We start from the raw sequence: 20,485 nt of genomic DNA on the forward strand, positions 1-20,485 counted from the left end.
GGGGCAGGCACCATGCACGCAGCGCCAGGACTGTAACATCCATGCATCGCATAGAGCTGTGACAACAATCGACGTCCGGCACACAAACTACATTGGTAAGCCCGCTAGAACGTGAGTAGCGGGGCTCAGGACACCGGCACATGCCGGTGTCCTCATGGACTTCAATGGACCTCGTGTTCAGATCCGGGCGGTGTTATCTGCCCACCGGGGTGAACGGTCACGGCATCCTCATCTGTGTCGTCCGGCATACTCAACGACGCATCCAAGCGTTCGACGGCCTGAAGCTTCTCACCCTTGGACAAGCGAATCAGAGTGACACCTTGGGTATTGCGGCCGACGCGCGAAATCTCCGAACCGCGGGTACGCACTAGCGTGCCACCATCAGAAATCAACAGGACTTCGTCGGATACACCTAATAGCACTGCCGCAACCAAGCGGCCGTTGCGCTCTGTCGTCTGGATACCAATCACCCCTTGGGTTCCGCGGCCTTTACGCGGGTACTGAACCAACGGAGTGCATTTGCCATAGCCGTTTTCAGTGGCTGTCAAGATACACAGGCTGTCCGCGTGACCGGAATCGCTCTCTGTAACCTCAGCATCGCTCGAGGTCTGCATGCCATCCTCACCGCCCTCATCTACGTCTTCGATCACATCGGAACCACTCGCTGGTTCGGCAACGATGAGGCTGACCACCTCTTCACCTTCGGTCAGTTTGATACCGCGCACGCCCGTGGCCGTGCGGCCCATCGAACGCACTGTGTTCTCGCTGAAACGCACGGTCTTGCCATTGGAGGCAAAGAGGAGCACGTCACGATCGCCATCGGTCAGCGCAACACCAATCAGGGCATCACCCTCATTGAGCTTGATCGCCATCTTGCCGCGTGCCAAACGGAATGCAAACTCACTCAGCGGGGTCTTCTTGACCGTGCCCTGGCGAGTCGCAAAAAACACGTAACGGCCCTCGGCGTACTCGCGCACTGGGAGTACCGCCTGCACCTTTTCACCCGGCTCCAATGGAATCCAGTTAACGATGGGGCGACCACGCGCGTTCGAGCCAGCTTCTGGCAGTTGGTACACCGAAAGCCAAAACACCTTGCCGGTGCTGGTGAAGGTCAACAGGGTGTCGTGGGTGTTGACCAGCCAGAAATGGTCGATGAAATCTTCTTCTTTAGTCGTCACCGCCGCACGGCCGCGACCACCCCGCTTCTGGGCGCGGTAGGCCGAGACGGGCTGACGCTTGGCATAGCCGGCATGCGAGAGGGTCACCACCACGTCCTCCGGTGCAATCAGGTCGAGGATATCCAGATCTTCCTCGCTGTGGCGGATCTCGGTGCGGCGCACATCACCATATTCTTCGCGTACCTTGAGGAGCTCGTCGCGAATCACCTGCAACAGAACATCCGGGTTCTCCAAAATCCGGATCAGGCCGGTAATGATCTCCAGCAACTGTTGGTACTCTTCGGCAAGTTTGTCCTGTTCCAGCCCAGTCAGGCGGTGCAGGCGCATTTCCAAAATCTGCTGTACTTGGACTTCGGTCAGTTGATAACGCTCGCCGATCAGCCCCACGCCTTTTGGCAGATCCTCGGGCTGTGATGCTTCAACACCTGACGCACTCAGCAATGTGCCTACCAAACCGGGCGCCCAAGCTTTGGCAAGCATGCGCTCTTTTGCCTCTTGTGGGTTCGTCGAGGTTTTGATCAGCTCAATCATCTCGTCGATGTTGGCCAGCGCCACCGTCAACCCTTCCAGCACGTGCGCACGGGCGCGGGCCTTGCGCAATTCGAACATGGTGCGGCGGGTGACAACTTCGCGGCGGTGACGGATGAATGCTTCCAGTATCTGCTTGAGATTCAGCAGCTGTGGGCGGCCGTCAACCAATGCCACCATATTGATACCGAATACCGACTCCATCTGGGTCTGCTGGTACAGGTTGTTCAGTACAACCTCGGCCGACTCCCCGCGCTTGACTTCGATATAGATACGCATGCCGTCCTTGTCGGACTCGTCACGCAATTCGCTGATGCCATCGATCTTCTTTTCCTTCACCAACTCAGCGATCTTTTCGATCAAACGTGCTTTATTGACCTGGTAAGGAATCTCGGTGACGACGATGGCTTCACGGCCATGGTCGGTCAGTTCAATGTCGGCCTTGGCACGCATGCGGACGCGGCCACGGCCAGTACGGTAACCGGCGACAATACCAGCCGTGCCGTTGATGATCCCCGCGGTCGGGAAATCCGGGCCGGGGATGTATTCCATCAACCCATCGACATCTAATTCAGGAGTATCGATTAGCGCAATACAAGCATTGATCGATTCGACCAAGTTATGCGGCGGGATGTTGGTGGCCATCCCCACGGCAATGCCGGACGATCCATTGACCAACAGATTCGGGAACCGGGTCGGCATGACCGTGGGTTCCAATTCCTTTTCGTCGTAATTGAGCTGAAAGTCGACAGTCTCCTTATCGATGTCGGCCATCAGATCATGGCTGATCCGCGACATGCGCGACTCGGTGTAACGCATCGCCGCAGGAGGATCGCCGTCGACCGAACCAAAGTTACCCTGGCCCTCTACCAGCAAATAACGCAACGAGAATAGCTGCGCCATGCGTACCAGCGTGTCGTACACCGACTGATCGCCATGAGGATGGTACTTACCAATCACATCACCGACGATACGTGCTGATTTGAAGTAAGCCTTGTTGCTGTGGGCACCGAGTTCATTCATGGCGTACAGCACACGGCGATGTACGGGCTTCATACCATCACGGGCATCGGGAAGCGCACGGCCCACGATAACGCTCATCGCATAATCGAGATAGCTCTTGCGCATCTCGTCTTCCAGATTGACCTTGATGATTTCCTTGGCGGTGTCTGCCATGCGGGTCCCGTCATGTAAAGAGGCGCTACAAGCTCGCAAGCAACCGCTGTTGGGGCTGCCAAACTAGTATCGCCAGGGTTCGATTTAATCCGGAGATTCTATCATGAAGGCACTGTGGAGGCGGGTGCTTATCCCAAAGAAACAAACACTTGTGGGAATGTGGAGAGGTGGGGATACCGGCAACATGTCAGCAGGTCAATTCAGCTCAGAAAGGCCGTCCGCATCCGTACAGTATCCGGGGAGTGAATCACGCCACGCTCGGTCACAATCGCGTCAATCAGGGCACCCGGTGTGACGTCGAACACCGGATTCCAAGCGTTAATGCCCTCGGCCACGGTGCGCACACCACTCACTCCAAGCAATTCCCCCGCATCACGTTGTTCGATCTCGATCGCCTCTCCGGCGGCGGTCTCCATGTCCACGGCCACAGACGAAGCAACCACCATGAACTTCACACCGTGGTAGCGTGCAGCGATGGCCAGTTGATAAGTCCCAATTTTGTTGGCGGTATCACCATTGGCACAGATCCGATCCGCGCCAACAACGACCCATTGCACCAGACCAGACTGCATCAGGTACGCGGCAGCCGAGTCGGCAATCAAGGTGGCGTCGATCCCGTCCTGTTGCAGTTCCCACACCGTTAAACGCGCGCCCTGCAACCACGGACGGGTCTCTCCGGCAAACACGCGTGCGATGCGTCCCTGAGCCACGCCAGCGCGGATCACACCCAAGGCCGTACCGAAACCTGCCGTCGCCAACGAGCCAGTATTGCAATGGGTCAGCACACCACTGCCGGATGGAATCAGTGCTGCACCGAGCGCCCCCATGCGACGGTTAGCAGCGAGGTCTTCCTCAGCAATGGCCGCCGCCTCACACGCCAGCACCTCGCGCCAATCAGAACGAGCGGCGGCTAACGTCCGGCGCATCCGCGCCAACACCCAGGCCAGGTTGACCGCCGTTGGGCGTGCCGCATGCAGACTTTGGAACGCTGGTTCCAGCTTCCGGAGTGCTTCAATGCCATCAGCCGCCTCGATCTCACGCGCCGCCAGCACCGCGCCCCAACCTGCAACAATGCCAATCGCCGGTGCGCCACGCACGATCAGCGCGCGAATCGCCTGCGTGACCTCCGCACTGCTGTGGCACTGCACATACTCGATCGCAAACGGCAATTTGCGCTGGTCAAGTAATTTCAAGACCTCGCCCGTCCAAAGAATGGGGCGGACCTGATCGTAAGGCGCATCATCAATGGCGGTCGGAACGTACATTGACGCATTGTACGCAACCGCTAAACGCATTCACGGTGCTTGCTGTGGAAGGGGAAAGCCGCTTATGCCCGATACCAGCATGCTGAGTGGGTGATCGTGCCCGTAGGTGTCTTGCAGCAGCACGGTGCATTCACGATCACCGCTTCAGTGCACCAGAAATTCGGCGCGGCAGCCCCCATCCACCCAGATGTGATCGGCATCCCAACCCCAATTACGATCTTGTTCGCAAGGTGTGACAGAGATCTGCCGGAATAAACTCACCTCGTGGGCCGATGTCCCGCAGGTCATGCGTTGATGCTTCTTGGACTCACACACCAATCGCCACGGCATATCAACGAACCCAGATCCGTCTTCAGCACCAAGTTCAAACTCGCCCTTGCAGCCACTGGACACCCAAATCTCATGATGCTTTCTACCCCAGGTAAGATTTTCCTTGCAGGGAAACAGGGATAACTGACGCAGCAACCGGACGGGTACACCATGCAGCGTCACCGGACAACTGACCACCGGGCCATCAGAGACACAGCGTAGTACCCGCCGCACCGGAACCAGGCGATTAGCAGACAACGGCACAAACTCCGCCCGGCAACCCTGCGCTACCCAAACGCCCTCAGGGTCCACATCCCAGCCGCTGCCGCGCGCACAACGGCTCCAGGACAGCTGGCGCACCAGTTGCACGCCATGATCCGTTAACATGGCGCAATGCACCCATTTCTGATCATACGACTCGCAGCGCACGACTGTAGGAAGTGCCTCGTCACGATCAGCAGCCATTCCAAACCAGGGAACACTTCCAAGTGCACATAGGAAGAGACTCCTCTTGATAGCATGCACGGTCTGGGGAAAAATCTGCTTGCTGATACATGGGAATCCAACGATTGGGGCCATAAAGAAATCAATCAGAATTCGCATTTTGGACAAACGTCCAAGTCAAGCGGCACCCGCGCAGATCAGGATTCCACAGCCCGGCGCTCATACGCCTCACCGGGGACGGTATCAACCCGCCAGCAGACATGCAACGCAAGCTAAGCAGACATGAACGCAAACGCCAACACGTCGGCAATACTTGCGGTTTCACACATGGCCATCAGTAATCGGTCCACACCAACCGCTACCCCAGCACAATCCGGAAGCCGAGACAACACATCCAACAGATGTTCGTCAAGCGGGATCTGTGGCAACCCGCGTACGGCACGGACACGATTATCCTGTTGAAACCGGCGGCGCTGCTCAGCGGCGTCGTTAAGTTCGTGGTAACCGTTCGCGATCTCGTAGACGCCCAGGTATAGCTCGAAACGCTCGGCCACCGGCGGATCGCTGGAACGGATCCGCGCCAACGCACACTGTGTGGCCGGCCAGTCGTGGACCACCGTGATGCGGTCAGCAGGGAAAGCCGGCTGGATACGGTGCGTCATCAGCAGGTCGAGCCAATCGTCACGGCCCAATCCATCCGGATCGATCTCCACCGCGTCCAGGGCGTGGCGCAGTACTGTCTCCGGCGCCAGCATCGGATCGACTCCGAGCATGTCAAGGAACATCTGGCGATACGTGGTGACATGCAACGCCGCCTTGCGTTCCACCAGAGCCAGCGCTTCACGGACCAACGCGGTGGTTTCCTCAGCCAGGCGGCGGTGATCCCAACCCACCCGATACCACTCCAGCATGGTGAACTCGGGATTATGACGCCCGCCCGCCTCCCCATTGCGGAATACCCGCCCCAGTTCGTAGCAATCGCCCACACCGGCAGCGAGCAGGCGTTTCAAGGGATATTCCGGCGAGGTACGCAGCCAACGTTGCGCTGCCCCAGCATCACGATGACCAATAAAGCAGGTATGAAAGCTCTCGATATTCGGCTCGGTATTGCCGGCCGCTGACAGGAGCGGTGTCTCCACTTCCAATACATCACGGTCTGTAAAAAAGCGTCGGATCGCTGCGTTCAGCCGGGCGCGCAGCCGCAGGGTTTCCATGGGCGTCATCGACATCTCTCGCTCAAACGACGGCTGAGCAGGTCGCATTTGTCATCGCAGTACCCGAACTCCAGGTACAACTGCTTGGCGCCCTTGTTATGGTGGCTCACCTCCATCCGCAGCAGATCGAAACCGAGTGCCTTTACCCGTGCCTCCACATGAGCGAGGGCTTGATGGCCCCAACCATGCCCACGGACAGCCGGTTCCAGGTAGAGCCCGTCAAGCCATACATAGTGCCCTCCCACCTCGACACTGAAACACAGCGTCAACACCGCATAGCCGACGACCTCGCCATCTGGAGCCAGCCACAACAGCACCTCGCCTAATCCAGGATCGGCCAGGAGAGTACGCAAAGCACCCAAAGGACGGGCCGCGTCAAACGCAATCGCATCCTCAACATAAAAACGGCGCATCATTGCCACCAGGACGGGCTCATCCCCAGGCGCAGCCACCCGCCACTCCAAAAGTGCCGTTTTCATATCTGTCGCTCTAGTGCTCACCATGTTTCTCCAGAAAGGCGAGCAGACGGAGTTCATCCCAGATTTCCACGTGTAAGGCCCGAGCTTTGTCGAGTTTGGAACCGGCCCCTTCTCCAGCAACGACGAAGCTCGTTTTCTGCGACACGCTGCTGGCCATCCTGGCTCCCAACATCTCTAGCCGCGCACGGGCGGCTTCGCGGGTCAGTGACGCTAATGTCCCCGTCAGTACCACGCTCTGGCCGTCGAGCGGGCCAATCCGAGCAATATCCGCCACTGGCAATCGCGCCAGTAATGCGTCACACAGGCGTTGTACGCGCGCGACCAACGGCACGTTCCCAGGACACTGAAACCAATCGGTCAACGATTGAGCAACGGCCTGCGGCACACCCGCCTGAACCAGCACATCGAGACTGGTCTCGGTCAACAATGGCAGCGAGGGTGCGATCGCGGTCAACTGAACCGCGCGTAGTGGGGTGATCTTGGGAATGTCCAAGTGCTGCAACACGTTGGCCAGGGTCAGTGCATCGCGCAACTTCGAGGAGGGCGGGTGCATATCGGTGATACGCACGCCACGCGCCAACAGGTCGTCGATCGCCTGCTGGTTGGCAGGCTGGTCCATAAAGTGGCCGATCGCACGTGCCACCTCGGCACCGATATCCGGCACGCACTTGAACAATGGCCACGGCAACTGACGAATCAGTGACAGGTCTCCGAACCACTGCGCCAGCGCCTTCGCTGTGCTTTCGCCGACATGCTCGATGCCAAGCGCAAACAGAAAGCGCTCCAAGGTGGTCTCACGTGACCGATCAATCGCCGCGATCAAATTCTCCGCCCACTTCGTCGCAATCTTGCTGCGGTTCCAATCGAAGTGCGGCCATTGGGCACGCAACACCTCGACCTGCCAGTACTGCGGCACCGCGTCGTGACCGGACAAATCCACGCCCAGCTCACGCAGCACCTCTTCCAACTGCTGGTAATGCACGCCCGCCACATGCTCGCGCGCTGCGCGCAAAAACGTGTGCGGCGTTTCGGCACTCGTCACCAAACGCAACCGCAGCAGTTGATCCAAGTTCAGGTGATACAGGTCGGCCACGCCGTGTACAACGTTGGCATCAACCAGCAACTCAATGAACTTCCCACCAAGTCCTTCCACATCCATCGCACGGCGCGAGACGAAATGGCGGATGGCCTCTTTGCGTTGTGCCGGGCAGGCCAGTTCACCGGAGCAACGCCATACCGCTGCGCCTGCCTCGCGGACAATCTCCGAACCACATACTGGACACGCCACGGGCATGCGCCACTCTGCAGCATCGGGAAGACGGTTCTCGGCCATGACTCCAACCACCTCAGGAATCACATCGCCGGCACGGCGCACCATCACGGTGTCACCGATGCGCACATCCAAGCGCGCGATCTGGTCTGCGTTATGCAGTGTGGCGCTGGTGACGGTGACCCCAGCCACCTGTACCGGCGTCAGTCGTGCCACGGGGGTCGCCGCGCCCGTGCGGCCGATCTGGATCTCGATCGCCTCGACGGTGGTCGCTTGTTCCTGGGCCGGGAATTTGTGGGCAATCGCCCAACGCGGGGCACGCGCGACAAAACCCATGTCGCGCTGACCAGCCAAATCGTCGAGCTTATAGACCACACCATCGATATCAAACGGCAACGTATCGCGTATGGCGCCCATACGGCGGTAATAATCGAGTAGCCCCTCACTGCCGTACACCAACTCCACCAGTGAGGAGACCGGAAACCCCCACGCACGCAGGTGTGCCAACATCTCCGAGTGGCGGCTAAATGGTGTGGCGTCAGCTACTTCGCCCACACCATAGACATAGAAGCTCAGTGGGCGCTGCGCGGTGACTTTTGGATCGAGCTGCCGCAACGAGCCTGCCGCACCATTGCGCGGGTTGGCCAGCACCTTCCACCCGTGCAGACGGGCCTGAATGTTGTAGGCATCGAAGTCAGGACGCGGCATATACACCTCACCGCGCACCTCCAACACACGCGGCCAGCGGTCACCTTGCAAGCGCAACGGGATAGCACGCACGGTACGCAGGTTGGCCGTGACATCTTCGCCCGTGGTGCCATCGCCGCGGGTGGCCCCCTGGATGAACACACCGTTCTCGTAGCGCAGGCTGATCGCCAAGCCATCGAGCTTAGGCTCGGCCGAAAACGCAGGCGCCGTTCCCCCCAGACGCCCGGTAATACGGCGCACGAACTCAGTCACTTCCTCATCGTTGAACGCATTGCCCAGGGACAGCATCGGCACGGCATGGCGCACTTCGGCAAACGCGCTGACAACAGTGTGACCAACACGTTGGGTTGGTGAATCAGGAGTCGCCACCTCTGGATAGGCTGCTTCGAGCGCATCCAGCTCACGCAGCATCCGGTCGTAGTCAACGTCCGGGATTCGAGGCTGATCGAGTACGTGGTAGTGATAGCTGGCCTCGTCAAGGCGACGACGCAACTCGGCGGCACGCTGGGCAGGATCCAGGGGGATCATCGCGGCGGAATTAAGTAACCTTTTAACAGGCAATGATTGTATAGCAGCGTTCTTTTACGGCACCTCAAAGACCGCAACGCTCCGGATGGTCACTCGCAAGGACGGTTTCTCTCTCACTGCACTCTATATCCGTTCAACCCGTTACCGGGAGCATGGGTCAAGTATCGCCTTCAAGCAGGGGGTGCTATGACGGCATCAGGCCATCAGTCTCTGACGCAGACTGACAGCAAGGGCAATGGACCTAAATACAACCGCATGGTCTGGGCAAGGCGGGCGATACCAAGTACCGCGATACCACCTACCGTTTTATCGAAACAAGATTGTAGATTGGATGTACAGGGCCTTCTCTGAGATAACCTGCCTGCTGAGCTGGGCACATGGCACCTGCTCCTCAAACGCTTGCCCGATCAGGTCAGCGAGAGATGTTCCAAGGCCTGTTCGATGCGATGCGCCTACTTTCAGACATGGAAAGATACAGCGGTCAAGGTCATGATCGTGAAGGCACTCCGACGCAGTCAGGGCACACAAAAAGGAATTGGGGACTCAGGCACCCACCGTTCCCGGGATGATCTGCCCAAAACACTCTATGCATTCAGCACTGTGTTGCGCCCCCACCACGGTGTCATTCCCCTTGATCCCTGTGCAAGGAGTCAATCACCAGGAAACGCTTTGATAGCGTGCTTGCCAATCAGGCCTTGAAGGTCACGATGCAGCAGTACAGCGGACCAACGGTGATTCGAGAAAGATTGCACGAGGAGCTTCAAAAAATCAGTGCGATACGACCGCCTTCAGGGGTAAGAGCCGCGCCCGCCTGGAGCAGTGCCAGGCCGATGTAGCGCAGTAAGTGCATGACTGTCCAAGCTTTGAGGCGATGGTCGCTGCGTCCGCATCCACAACACACCCCATGTTGGGTTAACGCCGATGATGCCTGCGAGGTAAAACGGATAACCGCTGCCCCGAACGGCAGATTGATGACTGCACGCTTGATCACTTAACCAAGGCAATCATCTGACCAAGCAAGGCAATGCCTCTGCATTCAAGCAACACAGAAGCCTGAGTGATCCGGCTGATGAGACATAGGGAGGATACGTTGCGCTCCGTCCATCTCACGATAGCCGGTATGACAACCAGACCTCCTCATGTTCACCCATGCGAGAGAGTCATCATGAAGTGCCTGGTGCTGGTGGTCTCTGACATACAGTGCATCGCGGATGCGTACAAGACGACGACTCCACGTCGAGCTTTGTTTACCTTTGTTTACCAGCGTGAACCCTTGGTCAATGGAGGCGCTTGATGTTGGCGGTCGTAGGCACGCAGTTCGTCACGGATGTGGGCAATGCGCTGGCGGCTCAGTGCATTACGGCTTTCATCCAACACCACACCATCGAGCAGCTCGGCCATACGCTGCACGGTAGGCAGCATTTTCTCCCAGGCATCGAGTGCGGTCATTGGTGCCGGCAACGTCAAGAAAAATGAAATCGCCGGGATCTGCATCTCGCGGATGTGGGCCATATCGAAACTGCCAGGTTTCAGAATGCTCGCCATGCTGAAGATCGGCCCACGCTCCGGATAGCCCTCAACCAAACGGTGAAATACATTCATGTATCCGAAGATCATCCCGGTTTTCTCCGCGGCCACCACAATGTCCTCGCCGCGGAGCACTTGCTCTGCCTTCGCCGCAACGAACAGCAGGATGATCTTGTCAAAGTCCTGGCTGGGCCGCTTACCCAATTCAGCATCCCCAGGTTTAGTGGCCGCAGGACTTATTTCCTCCTGCAGAACCGGCACATTTTCCTCATCCAGCCCTCCGGGCGAGGAGGTGTCCGCCTCGGTAGATATCATTGGCTCACGCCGTTCGCGTAGCGGCTCCTCTGGTTTCATCCGAGCTCCCTGAGCCGATGTCTTGGGCCTACTGAACAGGAAGATAGCCGCAACGAACAGCATTCCTACAATCGCGATCCCAATGCGCAACAGGGTGATGTCAGACATTCAGTATCCCTCCAGCGATGCGCTTACCCAGCATCTTATCGGCACAAGCATGGCACGTCAGCGTCCGTCCACCAAACGGGCAGCTTCGGCCAAGTCGACGCTGACCAGGCGGCTCACACCGGGTTCACGCATCGTAACGCCGGAGAGTTGCTGCGCAGCTTCCATCGTCGCCTTGTTGTGACTGACGAAAAGGAACTGCACTTTCTCACTCATCTCCTTCACCATGCTGGCCAGGCGCCCCACATTGGCTTCGTCTAGGGGGGCATCCACCTCATCGAGCAGGCAGAACGGCGCCGGGTTGAGCTGGAAGATGGCAAACACGAGTGCGACTGCTGTCATCGCCTTTTCGCCGCCGGACAGTAACGAAATGTTGGAGACGCGCTTGCCTGGGGGCCGTGCCATGATCGCCACACCGGTGTCGAGCAGATCTTCACTGGTTAACTCCAGATAAGCATGACCACCACCGAACAAACGGGGATACAGTGCCTGCAAACCGGCATTGACACGATCGAAAGTCTCCTTAAAGCGGCCACGGGTTTCTCGGTCGATTTTGGAGATGGCCTCCTCCAGTGTTTGCAGTGCAACCGTCAGGTCGGCATGCTGCGCTTCCAGGTACTCCACGCGCTGCGCGGCCTCGTTGTACTCGTGAATCGCCGCCAGATTGACCGGCTCCAAACGGCGTATGCTTATATCCAGTTGGTCTATCGCCACCTCCCACTCCGCCGGGTTAGCTGCCTCAGGGAGTCCATCGACGACGTCCTGTAACACGAAACCGGCTTTCTCCACCGCCGCCTGGCGCTGCTCAGCGCTGAATGCCAGCGCCTGTTGATCGAGCCGACATTGAGACATACGCTCGCGCTGTGCCAGGGCCTGCTCATCGCGTTGCTGGCGGGTTTGCTCGAACTGGCGCAATTCGGTGTCAATGCCATCAAGCCGGGTGCGTGCCTCGATCAAAAGGCGCTCGGTGCGTATCCGCTCGCTCAGGGCCGCCTGATGTTGCTGCTCCAGCACCTCTACTGGCGAGTCACCTTCACTGAGTTGGGTCATCAGTTCCTCCAAGCGTGCGTCGAGCTGGCCTCGCTGGCTATCCATACGCTCCAATGTCTGGCTCAATGACACCATTTGGGTACGTTGGGACTCTAAGGTCAACGCCAACGCATGCATCGCATCACGCACGTTGCGTGCCGCTTCACGCGCCTGGTCACGGGTCTCGTTGAGCTGGTGGCGCTCAGCATCCAGAGCCTGACGCCGCCCCTCCAAATCACACATGCGGGTCACTGCGTCATCAAGTTTGGCGCGCGCAGCACGCGCTTGGTCACAGCTGGCGTCCAACGTCTCAAACAATTGGGCGATTTCGGCTTCAATGTGCTGGATACGGCCTCGCGCCGCCTCCAGTTTGCCGCGTTGGGCCTGTCGCTGACCGGCCAATTCGGAGACACCACGATGCGCAATGTACAGTTGCCGCTGTGCATCTTCGCGGTGCTGCTCCGCCATCAACAAGTGGTCGCGGAAACCTGCCAGACGATGTTCTAACTCGGCTTCGCGCTCTTGCAGCGTCTCGATCTGCACGCGCAGCGCTTGGATCTCGCGCTCCCGCAGCAATGCGCCTTGCTCAGTCGCCCCCGAACGCGACACCCGGACCCAACCTTTACCCAAGCATTCACCGTTGCGGGTGATCACCCAATCGCCCTCACCCAGGTGTGCTTGCAGGGCCCGCGCAGCCGCCAAATCCTCAGCACCGTGCAGATGCGTGAGCAAACGGCGGATCGCCATAGGTCCCTTGACTTTAGCCGCCAGCGATGTCGGGGCGACATGCATAGCTGTATCCGTGTCAGCCACCAAGGCGATGTGACCTTCACGCAGTGCGTGCAATGCCTCAATCAAAGTCCCCGGATCGTCAACAAGGACGCCTTCGATCAACGGACCAAGGGCGCTTTCAAGGGCGTTCTCCCAGCCGCTCTCGACACGAATACGCTCTCCCACGCGCGCGGCTGCATCCAATCCATGCGCCTGCAACCACGTCATGGCCGCCCCCTGTTCCTGGCCAAGCGCGGCCTGTTGTAGTGTCTCCAATGAAGACAAGCGGCCTCGCGCAGTTTGGGCTTGTTTGCGAACATCGGCTAGTTCAGTCTGAGCGGTGCGCTGCTGGTGCTGTACCTCAGCCACTGTCTGTTTACGCTGTTCGACTTGGTCGTTAAGCCCGTCCAGTGCTGCTTTCTGGGTCTCGTAATGCACTTCGATCTGCTCAAACGCTTCGGCCAATGCGTCCAGATCGAGCCCAGCACGTTCCGCGAACAGTACCTCACGCCGCCGCTCAGCATCCAAGGCCTGACGGTCAAGATAATCGACACGGGTGCGCTCGACCTCACCGGCACGCGATGCCTCACTGGTATCCCGGTTGTGCATGTCCCAACGCTGCTGCCAATCTGTCAGTGCAGTCTCAGCCTCGCGCAGGGCGTCCTGTTTGAATTCGTTTTGCTCGTGCAACACCTGTAACTGGGGCTCGTTGCTTGCGACCGCCTCACGTAACACGGCCAATCTGGCGACATCGTCCCCCATGTGGCGCGTCAGCTCGATGAGTTGGTGCTGTGCTTCATCGCGTGCTTTATGCAAACGCTGTGACATCTCGCGCTGATGCTGAATCTGTTGTTCAATGCGGGCCAGTGTGGCACCCACTTGATAGACATCGGCCTGTGCAGTCGCCAACGCTTCCGCAGACTCTTCTCGACGCACACGCGAGGTCTCGATCCGCATCTCAGCCTCGCGTTGCTCAGCGAGCAACTGCTGCAACCGGGTCTCCTCCTGGAGTGATGTCTGACGCAAGACATGCAGACGTCTGTCCAAATCACGAAACTCCAATGCCTTCCACTGTGCATCTTTGCCACGTCGCTCTTCTTGCAGTGCCTGATACTGCTCAGCCTGACGGGCCTGGCGCTTGAGGTGTTCGAGCTGCTTACCGATCTCCTCACGCAAATCGTTAAGGCGATCCAGATTCTCTCGGGTATGACGGATCCGGCTCTCGGTCTCTTTGCGCCGTTCTTTGTATTTGGAGATACCTGCGGCTTCCTCAAGATAGATACGCAGATCTTCAGGGCGCGCTTCAATGATCTGGCTGATCATGCCCTGCTCAATGATGGAGTAGCTGCGCGGCCCCAAACCAGTCCCCAGGAACAAGTCGGTAATATCGCGGCGGCGGCACTTGGTGCCGTTAAGGGAGTAGGCACTGGAGCCATCACGGCTGACGGTACGTTTGACCGAAATTTCGTTGAACGCCGCGAATTCCCCACTGATCGTGTGGTCGCTGTTGTCGAAGATCAGCTCGACTGTGGCCTGTGCTACCGGTTTACGCGCCGAAGACCCGGAAAAAATCACGTCGGTCAGCGAATCTCCGCGCAACCGGCTTGCCGAGCTTTCGCCCATCACCCAACGCACGGCGTCGATAATGTTGGACTTGCCGCAGCCATTCGGACCAACGATACCAGTCATGTTGGTAGGCAGATGAAGCGTGGTGGGATCGACAAACGATTTGAAACCGGACAGCTTGATCGTGGACAGGCGCATAGGCTGAAGGTTCCAGGCGCAACGGGTTGACAGCGCCCAAACGTAAGGAGTTCCGGGGGAAATGGGTTCCCAGGGGATCATGCGCCGCAGCTGCACGACCACCACACCGATAAAAGTGAGCGGAGTATAGCCGCCGCAGATAGAACACGGGGACAACAACGAAAAATGCGACGGGCGCTTTGAAGCGCCCGTCAGACACGATGGAGGCAACCCTAATCAGGTCCCAGCCTGAACAATCACCTTGACAGTACTTTCAACATCAGCGTGCAGGTGTAGCAGCACCTCGTACTCGCCGATCAAACGGAAAGCACCATCGCCAAGAATGACCTCGTTCTTTTCAAGCGGTAAGCCCGCGGAAGTGAACGCTTCGGCGATGTCGCGAGGCCCCACCGAACCATACAACTTGCCCTCGGTAGAGGCATGGGCAGAAATAGTCACGCTGGCCCCCTCAAACTTGGCGGCACGCGCCTGAGCCTGATCCAGCTGAGACTTGGCTTTGGCTTCATACTCAGCACGCTTCGCCTGAAAGGCAGCCACATTGGCTTCCGTCGCAGGGACAGCCTTACCTTGTGGGATCAAGAAGTTGCGGCCATAACCTGACTTGACAGTGACTTTGTCACCCAAGCTACCTAAGTTGGCCACTTTTTGTAGCAAAATCAGTTCCATCATCGTGTTCCGTTATTCGTTAGCGCCAGGAGCTGAAACGACGCAACGTATGCTGTCCGAATAGGACGGGAAAGATATCGATATTTCAGGGTGTTTCACGTCGGAAGCACGGCCAGGGAGGACCAGCGTCCCACGCTCAGACACCCCTCATCATCTAAATATCATGGTTATCGGTATACGGAATCAACGCAAGGAAACGCGCACGTTTCACTGCGGTCGTCAATTGACGCTGGTATTTCGACTTTGTACCGGTCACACGACTTGGCACGATTCTGCCATTTTCAGTCAAATACTGGCGCAACGTATTGAGATCTTTATAGTCGATCTCTTTCACGCCCTCGGCAGTGAATTTGCAGAATTTGCGGCGGCGGAAGAACTTGGACATGACGGGCGCTCCTTAAGCAGCTTCGGCGTTGCCGCCATCGTTATCATTGTCATTGGATATGGCGACCTCACCACTTTCATCGTCGTCACGGCGGCGGCGCTCAGGCTTGTCGCCTTTGTCGTCCTTGCTCTTCATGATCAGCGACTGCTCGGTATCCGGGCCACTGCGTTTAATCACCAAGTGACGCAAAATCGCATCGTTAAAACGGAATAAATCGGTCAGCTCATTCAAGACAGGCTGACCAACCTCAATGTTCATCATGAGATAGTGCGCCTTGACTAGGTTCTGAATGGGATAGGCCAACTGGCGGCGCCCCCAGTCTTCCAAGCGATGAATCTTGCCTTGGCCGTTCTCGATCAGCGACTTATAGCGCTCGAGCATGGCCTGAACCTGTTCGCTCTGGTCCGGATGGACCAATAGCACAATTTCGTAATGACGGCTCATTTTTTAGTGACCTTTCGGATGTGGCCCTGATTAGGGCAGACAGCTCCCCGGCAACGCCGGTGGAGCAAGGGCTCCCCGCCAGGAATCAGGCATAGGGCGCGCGAGTATGGCGGTTCCTTGCTCTCACCGCAAGAAGGCGCATTGCTCCTCAATACAACACTGATCGGTTCACATCCAGATCAGGCGCAGCAGAAATAGGTCAATTCGGGCCCGGTGAGAGAACGATCAAGCCTTATCGATCTCCGTGGTGAAGCTCTCGCCACAACCACATTCAACGATGGCGTTGGGATTAACGAAGGTAAATGTTTCGCTCAACCCGCGTTTACTGAAGTCGATACAGGTACCGTCAACCAACGGCAAGCTGTGTGCATCAACAAAGATCCGTACTCCGTCCTGCTCGAAGACACTGTCGCCTTCGCGCTGTTCGCGCGCCAAGTCAGTAAAATGACCCCAGCCGGAACAGCCGGTACGGGTGACGCCGAAACGCAGTCCCAACGTACCAGGAGTCTGCTGGATAAAACGACGGACACGATTCAAAGCAACGGGGGTCAAGGTGACAGTCATTAGGACACTCCAAACACTCTGCTGCCATTCTAAGGTGAATTGCACAGTATAGCGGCAGTGCGGCGGCACTTCCCGGAAGACCTTGCGAAATATTGAGGGCGTGGTGGTCGGATCATTCAGCCAAAACGCATATTCAACCGCATCGCCGCACCAAGGCCATCACGATACACTCGCGCGTTCAAAAATAAAGATTCACTACGACTTTAAGGTGGAGTGTCATGACGGTGGCCAGCGTTGAGCAAATGTTCTCTGGGACAATTCCGGTGGGCAGTGAGGTGACAGTCCGTGGCTGGGTGCGTACCCGGCGCGATTCCAAAGCTGGCCTCAGTTTCGTCAGTGTCAGCGACGGTTCCTGCTTCGCTGCAATCCAAGTCATCATTCCAGCCCACCTGGCCAATTACGAAGCAGAAGTACGCAAACTCACTGCAGGTTGCGCCATCATCGTCATCGGCACCATGGTGCTCTCACTTGGCCAGGGTCAGCGGTTCGAAATCCAGGCCCAGAGGATTGAGGTCGTCGGTTGGGTCGAAGATCCGGAAACATACCCGATCCAGCCCAAGCCACATTCACTGGAATTCTTGCGGGAGGTGGCGCATCTGCGTCCGCGCACCAATCTGTTTGGTGCAGTCACCCGCATCCGCCACTGCCTATCGCAAGCGGTGCACCGCTTTTTTCACGAGAATGGGTACTGCTGGATTACCACACCGATCATCACCACTTCCGACGCGGAAGGTGCCGGACAAATGTTCCGCGTATCTACACTGGACTTAGTCAATCTGCCGCGCACGGATAGCGGTGAAATCGACTTTTCAAATGACTTCTTTGGCAAAGAAACTTTCTTGACCGTCTCCGGTCAGCTCAACGTCGAAGCCTACGCACTGGCGCTGAGCAAGGTCTACACCTTCGGCCCGACGTTCCGCGCCGAGAATAGCCACACGCCCCGTCATCTTGCAGAATTCTGGATGATTGAGCCAGAGATCGCCTTCGCCGATTTGGCTGAGGATGCACACGTGGCCGAACAGTTCCTCAAGTTTCTGTTCAAAACGGTATTAGAAGAGCGTGCCGACGACTTGGCGTTCATCACCGAACGCGTGGAGAAAACCACGATCAGCAAGCTGGAAGCTTTTATCAACGCACCGTTCGAGCGGATTGAGTACGCAGACGCCATCATGCTGTTGGAAAAGTCCGGCAAAAAGTTTGATTTTCCAGTTGAATGGGGCCTGGACCTGCAAACCGAGCACGAACGCTGGCTGACTGAGGAACACATCGGTCGCCCGGTCGTAGTGACGAACTATCCCGAGCACATCAAAGCGTTTTACATGCGACTGAACGACGACGGTAAAACTGTCGCAGCCATGGACGTGCTGGCCCCGGGCATCGGCGAAATCATCGGCGGCAGCCAACGGGAGGAACGCTTGGACATGCTCGATATGCGCATGGCGCAATTCGGTCTTGACCCAGTACATTACCAGTGGTATCGCGATTTCCGCCGCTACGGCTCGGTGCCGCATGCTGGCTTCGGCCTGGGGTTTGAACGTTTGGTGGTCTACGTATGCGGGCTGAGCAACATCCGCGATGCAATCCCCTATCCACGTGCGCCCGGCAGCGCCGAATTTTGAAATAGGCCCGGTGGCTGCCTCAACCATACCAATTGCTACTGCGAGCATCGCCCTAGCTCGCCACATTGTGCTGAACCATATCATCAGCCTCCTGCTCGGCTGGGGCGAACAGGGCACCACACCATCTGAGGCTGAGCGGATACAGCACTATCACGCAACATTACAAAGTGCGCTATCCAGCTTCTGGAAAACATCTGTCTGACTGGCCCTGCGGACCTCCGGATCTCCATGACCGGGGAGTGTGGTGCAACCCTGACACGTCACAAACGACAGCCTGGAATTGCTGTTCGCAATCAGGCATCCGCCTAAGCAAGCGAATCCTCACATTAAACTCAGTAGCACAGTCGAAATATTGAACAGTGACACCAGGGACAGCCCCAAGACCAAGAACACACGTGCAATTTACAATTTGGATAAGAACGGCAAGCCAGCACCAGCTGCGCGCTTAACGGGATGACCCGCGACAGACCACCAGTGATGAGGCGCTACAGAGTCACATAAATCAACATGACGGACACCGATAACAACACACTGACCAAGCAAGGAAAGCGTCTCCGATGTGCAACACCTCTTCACCTCCACGCTGCGCAGCAGAAACGCCACGCAGCGACCTCTGCTATCACACTACAAGCGACCAATGCACACACGGATACAGCAACTGAAAATCTGCTGAAAACACACATTGCTCCAATCGCAATGCAGCGCCTTGGTCTTTCGAATCACACATAAATCTTTGATTTTGAATCATGCGATGGGATACCGGGGTAACAGCACATTGAGTCGCGGTGAATTCAGGCGTCATCGTCACAATGTAGTCAGTGCTCACTCGATACAGCGGACACTAGCTTCTTCATACATCGTTCTCTTATTAGCGAGGACTTCACTTTCATCCAGATCGAATGAACCAAGGGCGCTGCACCAGTTACCATTGAGATAGTCTGCACATTCAGTTCTTCTTGAATAACTGATAATGTCGTGCTGGCAACAAGATGTTGTTTTCCGAAGGGTATCGCATCGTCATGGCATCGCTCGCTGCTATATCGCACGAAGGTGGGGTATAGGTGTCTTCATGGGGTTACCACACAAATGTTGTAAAGCGTGCTCCGCATATGAACGGTTAATGTAGTCGCAATATCAAATACATCGATACATCTTTCACAACACCTAAGCAGCAATACTTCTCATGAAATAAGGTTGATTTCAGTTGAAATAGTGATCATCCGGGCACATTACTCCAGTGTATGGCACAGATGCGCATTCTCGCAGTGAGGCAACCGGAGAAGTTCAGTGGATACATCTGATCCGTGTGTCTGCTTTTAAATGAATAAAAACGTGAAAGTGAATTGAATGATGAAATATTTCCCCACCATGATCGCACTTTCCGATATTGCTGCTGCTGTCAGAAAATATCCCCTGGTAGGCCTGCTCGGTTGGCAAGACGTGCGTCAGCGCTATCAACGTTCCGTGCTCGGACCGTTTTGGCTGACCATTAGTATGGTGGTCATGATTGCAACGATGGGACTCGTTTTCGGTCAGATACTCAATGTACCCCTCACCGAATTCCTACCGTTTCTCACAGCAGGAATCATTATCTGGGGCTTTATTTCAACAGTGATTAATGAAGGCTGCGGTGCATTCACCTCGGCAGAAGCAATCATCAAGCAGCTACCAATCCCTCTGTTCGTACACGTGATGCGACCCATCTGGCGCAATATCATCGTCGTACTACACAACATTGTGATTCTGCCACTGGTCTTTATCGGCGTTGGGAAGCACATTGGCCTCACCGCGTTGTTGAGCATCCTCGGCTTTTTAGTGCTGGTGTTAAATCTTGCATGGGTGACCTTAATACTGAGCGTGATCTGTACAAGGTATCGCGATTTGTCGCAAATCGTATCTAACTCGACCCAGGTGGCATTCTATTTGACACCCATCATCTGGATGCCGACCCACCTGCCCGCATCAACGACGGACTATTTGCTTAAGTTGAATCCGATTTACCACATCGTCGAAGTGGTGCGTGCACCACTATTAGGCACTGTGCCCACTGCTTTGAACTGGCAGATATCGATTTCGCTTGCAGTCGTTGGATGGATATTGGCCACCTTGATTTACGACCGTTACAAGCGCCGCATCGCCTATTGGCTCTAACAAAACA

Annotated in this window: 15 protein-coding genes; 2 read left to right on the forward strand and 13 right to left on the reverse strand. The window is 56.9% G+C overall.

The features are described from left to right. Window positions 1-161 precede the first annotated feature (161 nt). The 13 genes from gyrA to PLS229_RS10065 form a co-directional block, all read right to left on the reverse strand. On the reverse strand, window positions 162-2,882 hold the full coding sequence (gene gyrA, locus PLS229_RS10005) for a DNA gyrase subunit A (RefSeq protein ID WP_038272755.1): 2,721 nt from the start codon (window positions 2,880-2,882) through the stop codon (window positions 162-164). 200 nt (window positions 2,883-3,082) lie between these two features. Further along, entirely contained in the window at window positions 3,083-4,147 is a 1,065-nt protein-coding gene (mtnA, locus tag PLS229_RS10010) for an S-methyl-5-thioribose-1-phosphate isomerase (RefSeq protein WP_038272761.1), read from the reverse strand. A 144-nt stretch (window positions 4,148-4,291) separates the two neighbouring features. Continuing rightward, entirely contained in the window at window positions 4,292-4,921 is a 630-nt protein-coding gene (locus PLS229_RS10015; RefSeq protein ID WP_236632872.1) for a DUF3011 domain-containing protein, read from the reverse strand. Window positions 4,922-5,172: 251 nt separating this feature from the next. Further along, entirely contained in the window at window positions 5,173-6,123 is a 951-nt protein-coding gene (gene epmA / locus PLS229_RS10020; RefSeq protein WP_114867184.1) for an EF-P lysine aminoacylase EpmA, read from the reverse strand. Continuing rightward, a complete protein-coding gene (locus PLS229_RS10025) occupies window positions 6,120-6,593 on the reverse strand; it encodes a GNAT family N-acetyltransferase (RefSeq protein ID WP_038272751.1) in 474 nt (157 codons plus the stop codon). The genes epmA and PLS229_RS10025 overlap by 4 nt, the downstream gene beginning before the upstream one ends. A 10-nt stretch (window positions 6,594-6,603) precedes the next feature. Further along, complete coding sequence (gene ligA, locus PLS229_RS10030) at window positions 6,604-9,099, reverse strand: NAD-dependent DNA ligase LigA (protein ID WP_038272750.1); 2,496 nt, start codon at window positions 9,097-9,099, stop codon at window positions 6,604-6,606. Window positions 9,100-9,859: 760 nt separating this feature from the next. Continuing rightward, a complete protein-coding gene (locus PLS229_RS10035) occupies window positions 9,860-10,090 on the reverse strand; it encodes a hypothetical protein (RefSeq protein ID WP_038272749.1) in 231 nt (76 codons plus the stop codon). Window positions 10,091-10,356: 266 nt separating this feature from the next. Continuing rightward, the gene (zipA, locus tag PLS229_RS10040) at window positions 10,357-11,088 is read right to left on the reverse strand and encodes a cell division protein ZipA (RefSeq protein WP_038272747.1); all 732 of its coding nucleotides are present in this window, start codon (window positions 11,086-11,088) and stop codon (window positions 10,357-10,359) included. Between the two features lie 57 nt (window positions 11,089-11,145). Next, window positions 11,146-14,649: a chromosome segregation protein SMC gene (gene smc, locus PLS229_RS10045; protein ID WP_114867185.1), complete on the reverse strand. Its 3,504-nt coding sequence runs from the start codon at window positions 14,647-14,649 to the stop codon at window positions 11,146-11,148. A gap of 216 nt (window positions 14,650-14,865) precedes the next feature. Further along, window positions 14,866-15,315: a 50S ribosomal protein L9 gene (rplI, locus tag PLS229_RS10050; protein ID WP_038271671.1), complete on the reverse strand. Its 450-nt coding sequence runs from the start codon at window positions 15,313-15,315 to the stop codon at window positions 14,866-14,868. Between the two features lie 154 nt (window positions 15,316-15,469). Further along, window positions 15,470-15,700: a 30S ribosomal protein S18 gene (gene rpsR / locus PLS229_RS10055; RefSeq protein WP_038271673.1), complete on the reverse strand. Its 231-nt coding sequence runs from the start codon at window positions 15,698-15,700 to the stop codon at window positions 15,470-15,472. A gap of 12 nt (window positions 15,701-15,712) precedes the next feature. Next, complete coding sequence (rpsF, locus tag PLS229_RS10060) at window positions 15,713-16,144, reverse strand: 30S ribosomal protein S6 (protein WP_038271676.1); 432 nt, start codon at window positions 16,142-16,144, stop codon at window positions 15,713-15,715. Window positions 16,145-16,369: 225 nt separating this feature from the next. Beyond that, window positions 16,370-16,708 (reverse strand): HesB/IscA family protein, encoded by a 339-nt coding sequence (locus tag PLS229_RS10065; protein WP_038271677.1) that lies wholly within the window; start codon window positions 16,706-16,708, stop codon window positions 16,370-16,372. A 218-nt stretch (window positions 16,709-16,926) separates the two neighbouring features. Here PLS229_RS10065 and asnS point away from each other — a divergent pair, with 218 nt between their 5' ends. Beyond that, window positions 16,927-18,327, forward strand: a complete 1,401-nt coding sequence (gene asnS / locus PLS229_RS10070; protein ID WP_038271678.1) for an asparagine--tRNA ligase — start codon at window positions 16,927-16,929, stop codon at window positions 18,325-18,327. A 1,368-nt stretch (window positions 18,328-19,695) separates the two neighbouring features. Next, window positions 19,696-20,478: an ABC transporter permease gene (locus PLS229_RS10075; RefSeq protein WP_230428509.1), complete on the forward strand. Its 783-nt coding sequence runs from the start codon at window positions 19,696-19,698 to the stop codon at window positions 20,476-20,478. Window positions 20,479-20,485: the final 7 nt, after the last annotated feature.

This window comes from Xylella taiwanensis (genome assembly GCF_013177435.1).
In the GTDB taxonomy this organism is placed as follows: domain Bacteria; phylum Pseudomonadota; class Gammaproteobacteria; order Xanthomonadales; family Xanthomonadaceae; genus Xylella; species Xylella taiwanensis.

Excerpts from the sequence above, each read along its gene's own strand:
- gyrA (WP_038272755.1), bottom strand. The coding sequence starts at position 2,882 with ATGGCAGACACCGCCAAGGAAATCATCAAGGTCAATCTGGAAGACGAG.
- mtnA (WP_038272761.1), bottom strand. The coding sequence starts at position 4,147 with ATGTACGTTCCGACCGCCATTGATGATGCGCCTTACGATCAGGTCCGC.
- PLS229_RS10015 (WP_236632872.1), bottom strand. The coding sequence starts at position 4,921 with ATGGCTGCTGATCGTGACGAGGCACTTCCTACAGTCGTGCGCTGCGAG.
- epmA (WP_114867184.1), bottom strand. The coding sequence starts at position 6,123 with ATGACGCCCATGGAAACCCTGCGGCTGCGCGCCCGGCTGAACGCAGCG.
- PLS229_RS10025 (WP_038272751.1), bottom strand. The coding sequence starts at position 6,593 with ATGAAAACGGCACTTTTGGAGTGGCGGGTGGCTGCGCCTGGGGATGAG.
- ligA (WP_038272750.1), bottom strand. The coding sequence starts at position 9,099 with ATGATCCCCCTGGATCCTGCCCAGCGTGCCGCCGAGTTGCGTCGTCGC.
- zipA (WP_038272747.1), bottom strand. The coding sequence starts at position 11,088 with ATGTCTGACATCACCCTGTTGCGCATTGGGATCGCGATTGTAGGAATG.
- smc (WP_114867185.1), bottom strand. The coding sequence starts at position 14,649 with ATGCGCCTGTCCACGATCAAGCTGTCCGGTTTCAAATCGTTTGTCGAT.
- rplI (WP_038271671.1), bottom strand. The coding sequence starts at position 15,315 with ATGGAACTGATTTTGCTACAAAAAGTGGCCAACTTAGGTAGCTTGGGT.
- rpsR (WP_038271673.1), bottom strand. The coding sequence starts at position 15,700 with ATGTCCAAGTTCTTCCGCCGCCGCAAATTCTGCAAATTCACTGCCGAG.
- rpsF (WP_038271676.1), bottom strand. The coding sequence starts at position 16,144 with ATGAGCCGTCATTACGAAATTGTGCTATTGGTCCATCCGGACCAGAGC.
- PLS229_RS10065 (WP_038271677.1), bottom strand. The coding sequence starts at position 16,708 with ATGACTGTCACCTTGACCCCCGTTGCTTTGAATCGTGTCCGTCGTTTT.
- asnS (WP_038271678.1), top strand. The coding sequence starts at position 16,927 with ATGACGGTGGCCAGCGTTGAGCAAATGTTCTCTGGGACAATTCCGGTG.
- PLS229_RS10075 (WP_230428509.1), top strand. The coding sequence starts at position 19,696 with ATGATCGCACTTTCCGATATTGCTGCTGCTGTCAGAAAATATCCCCTG.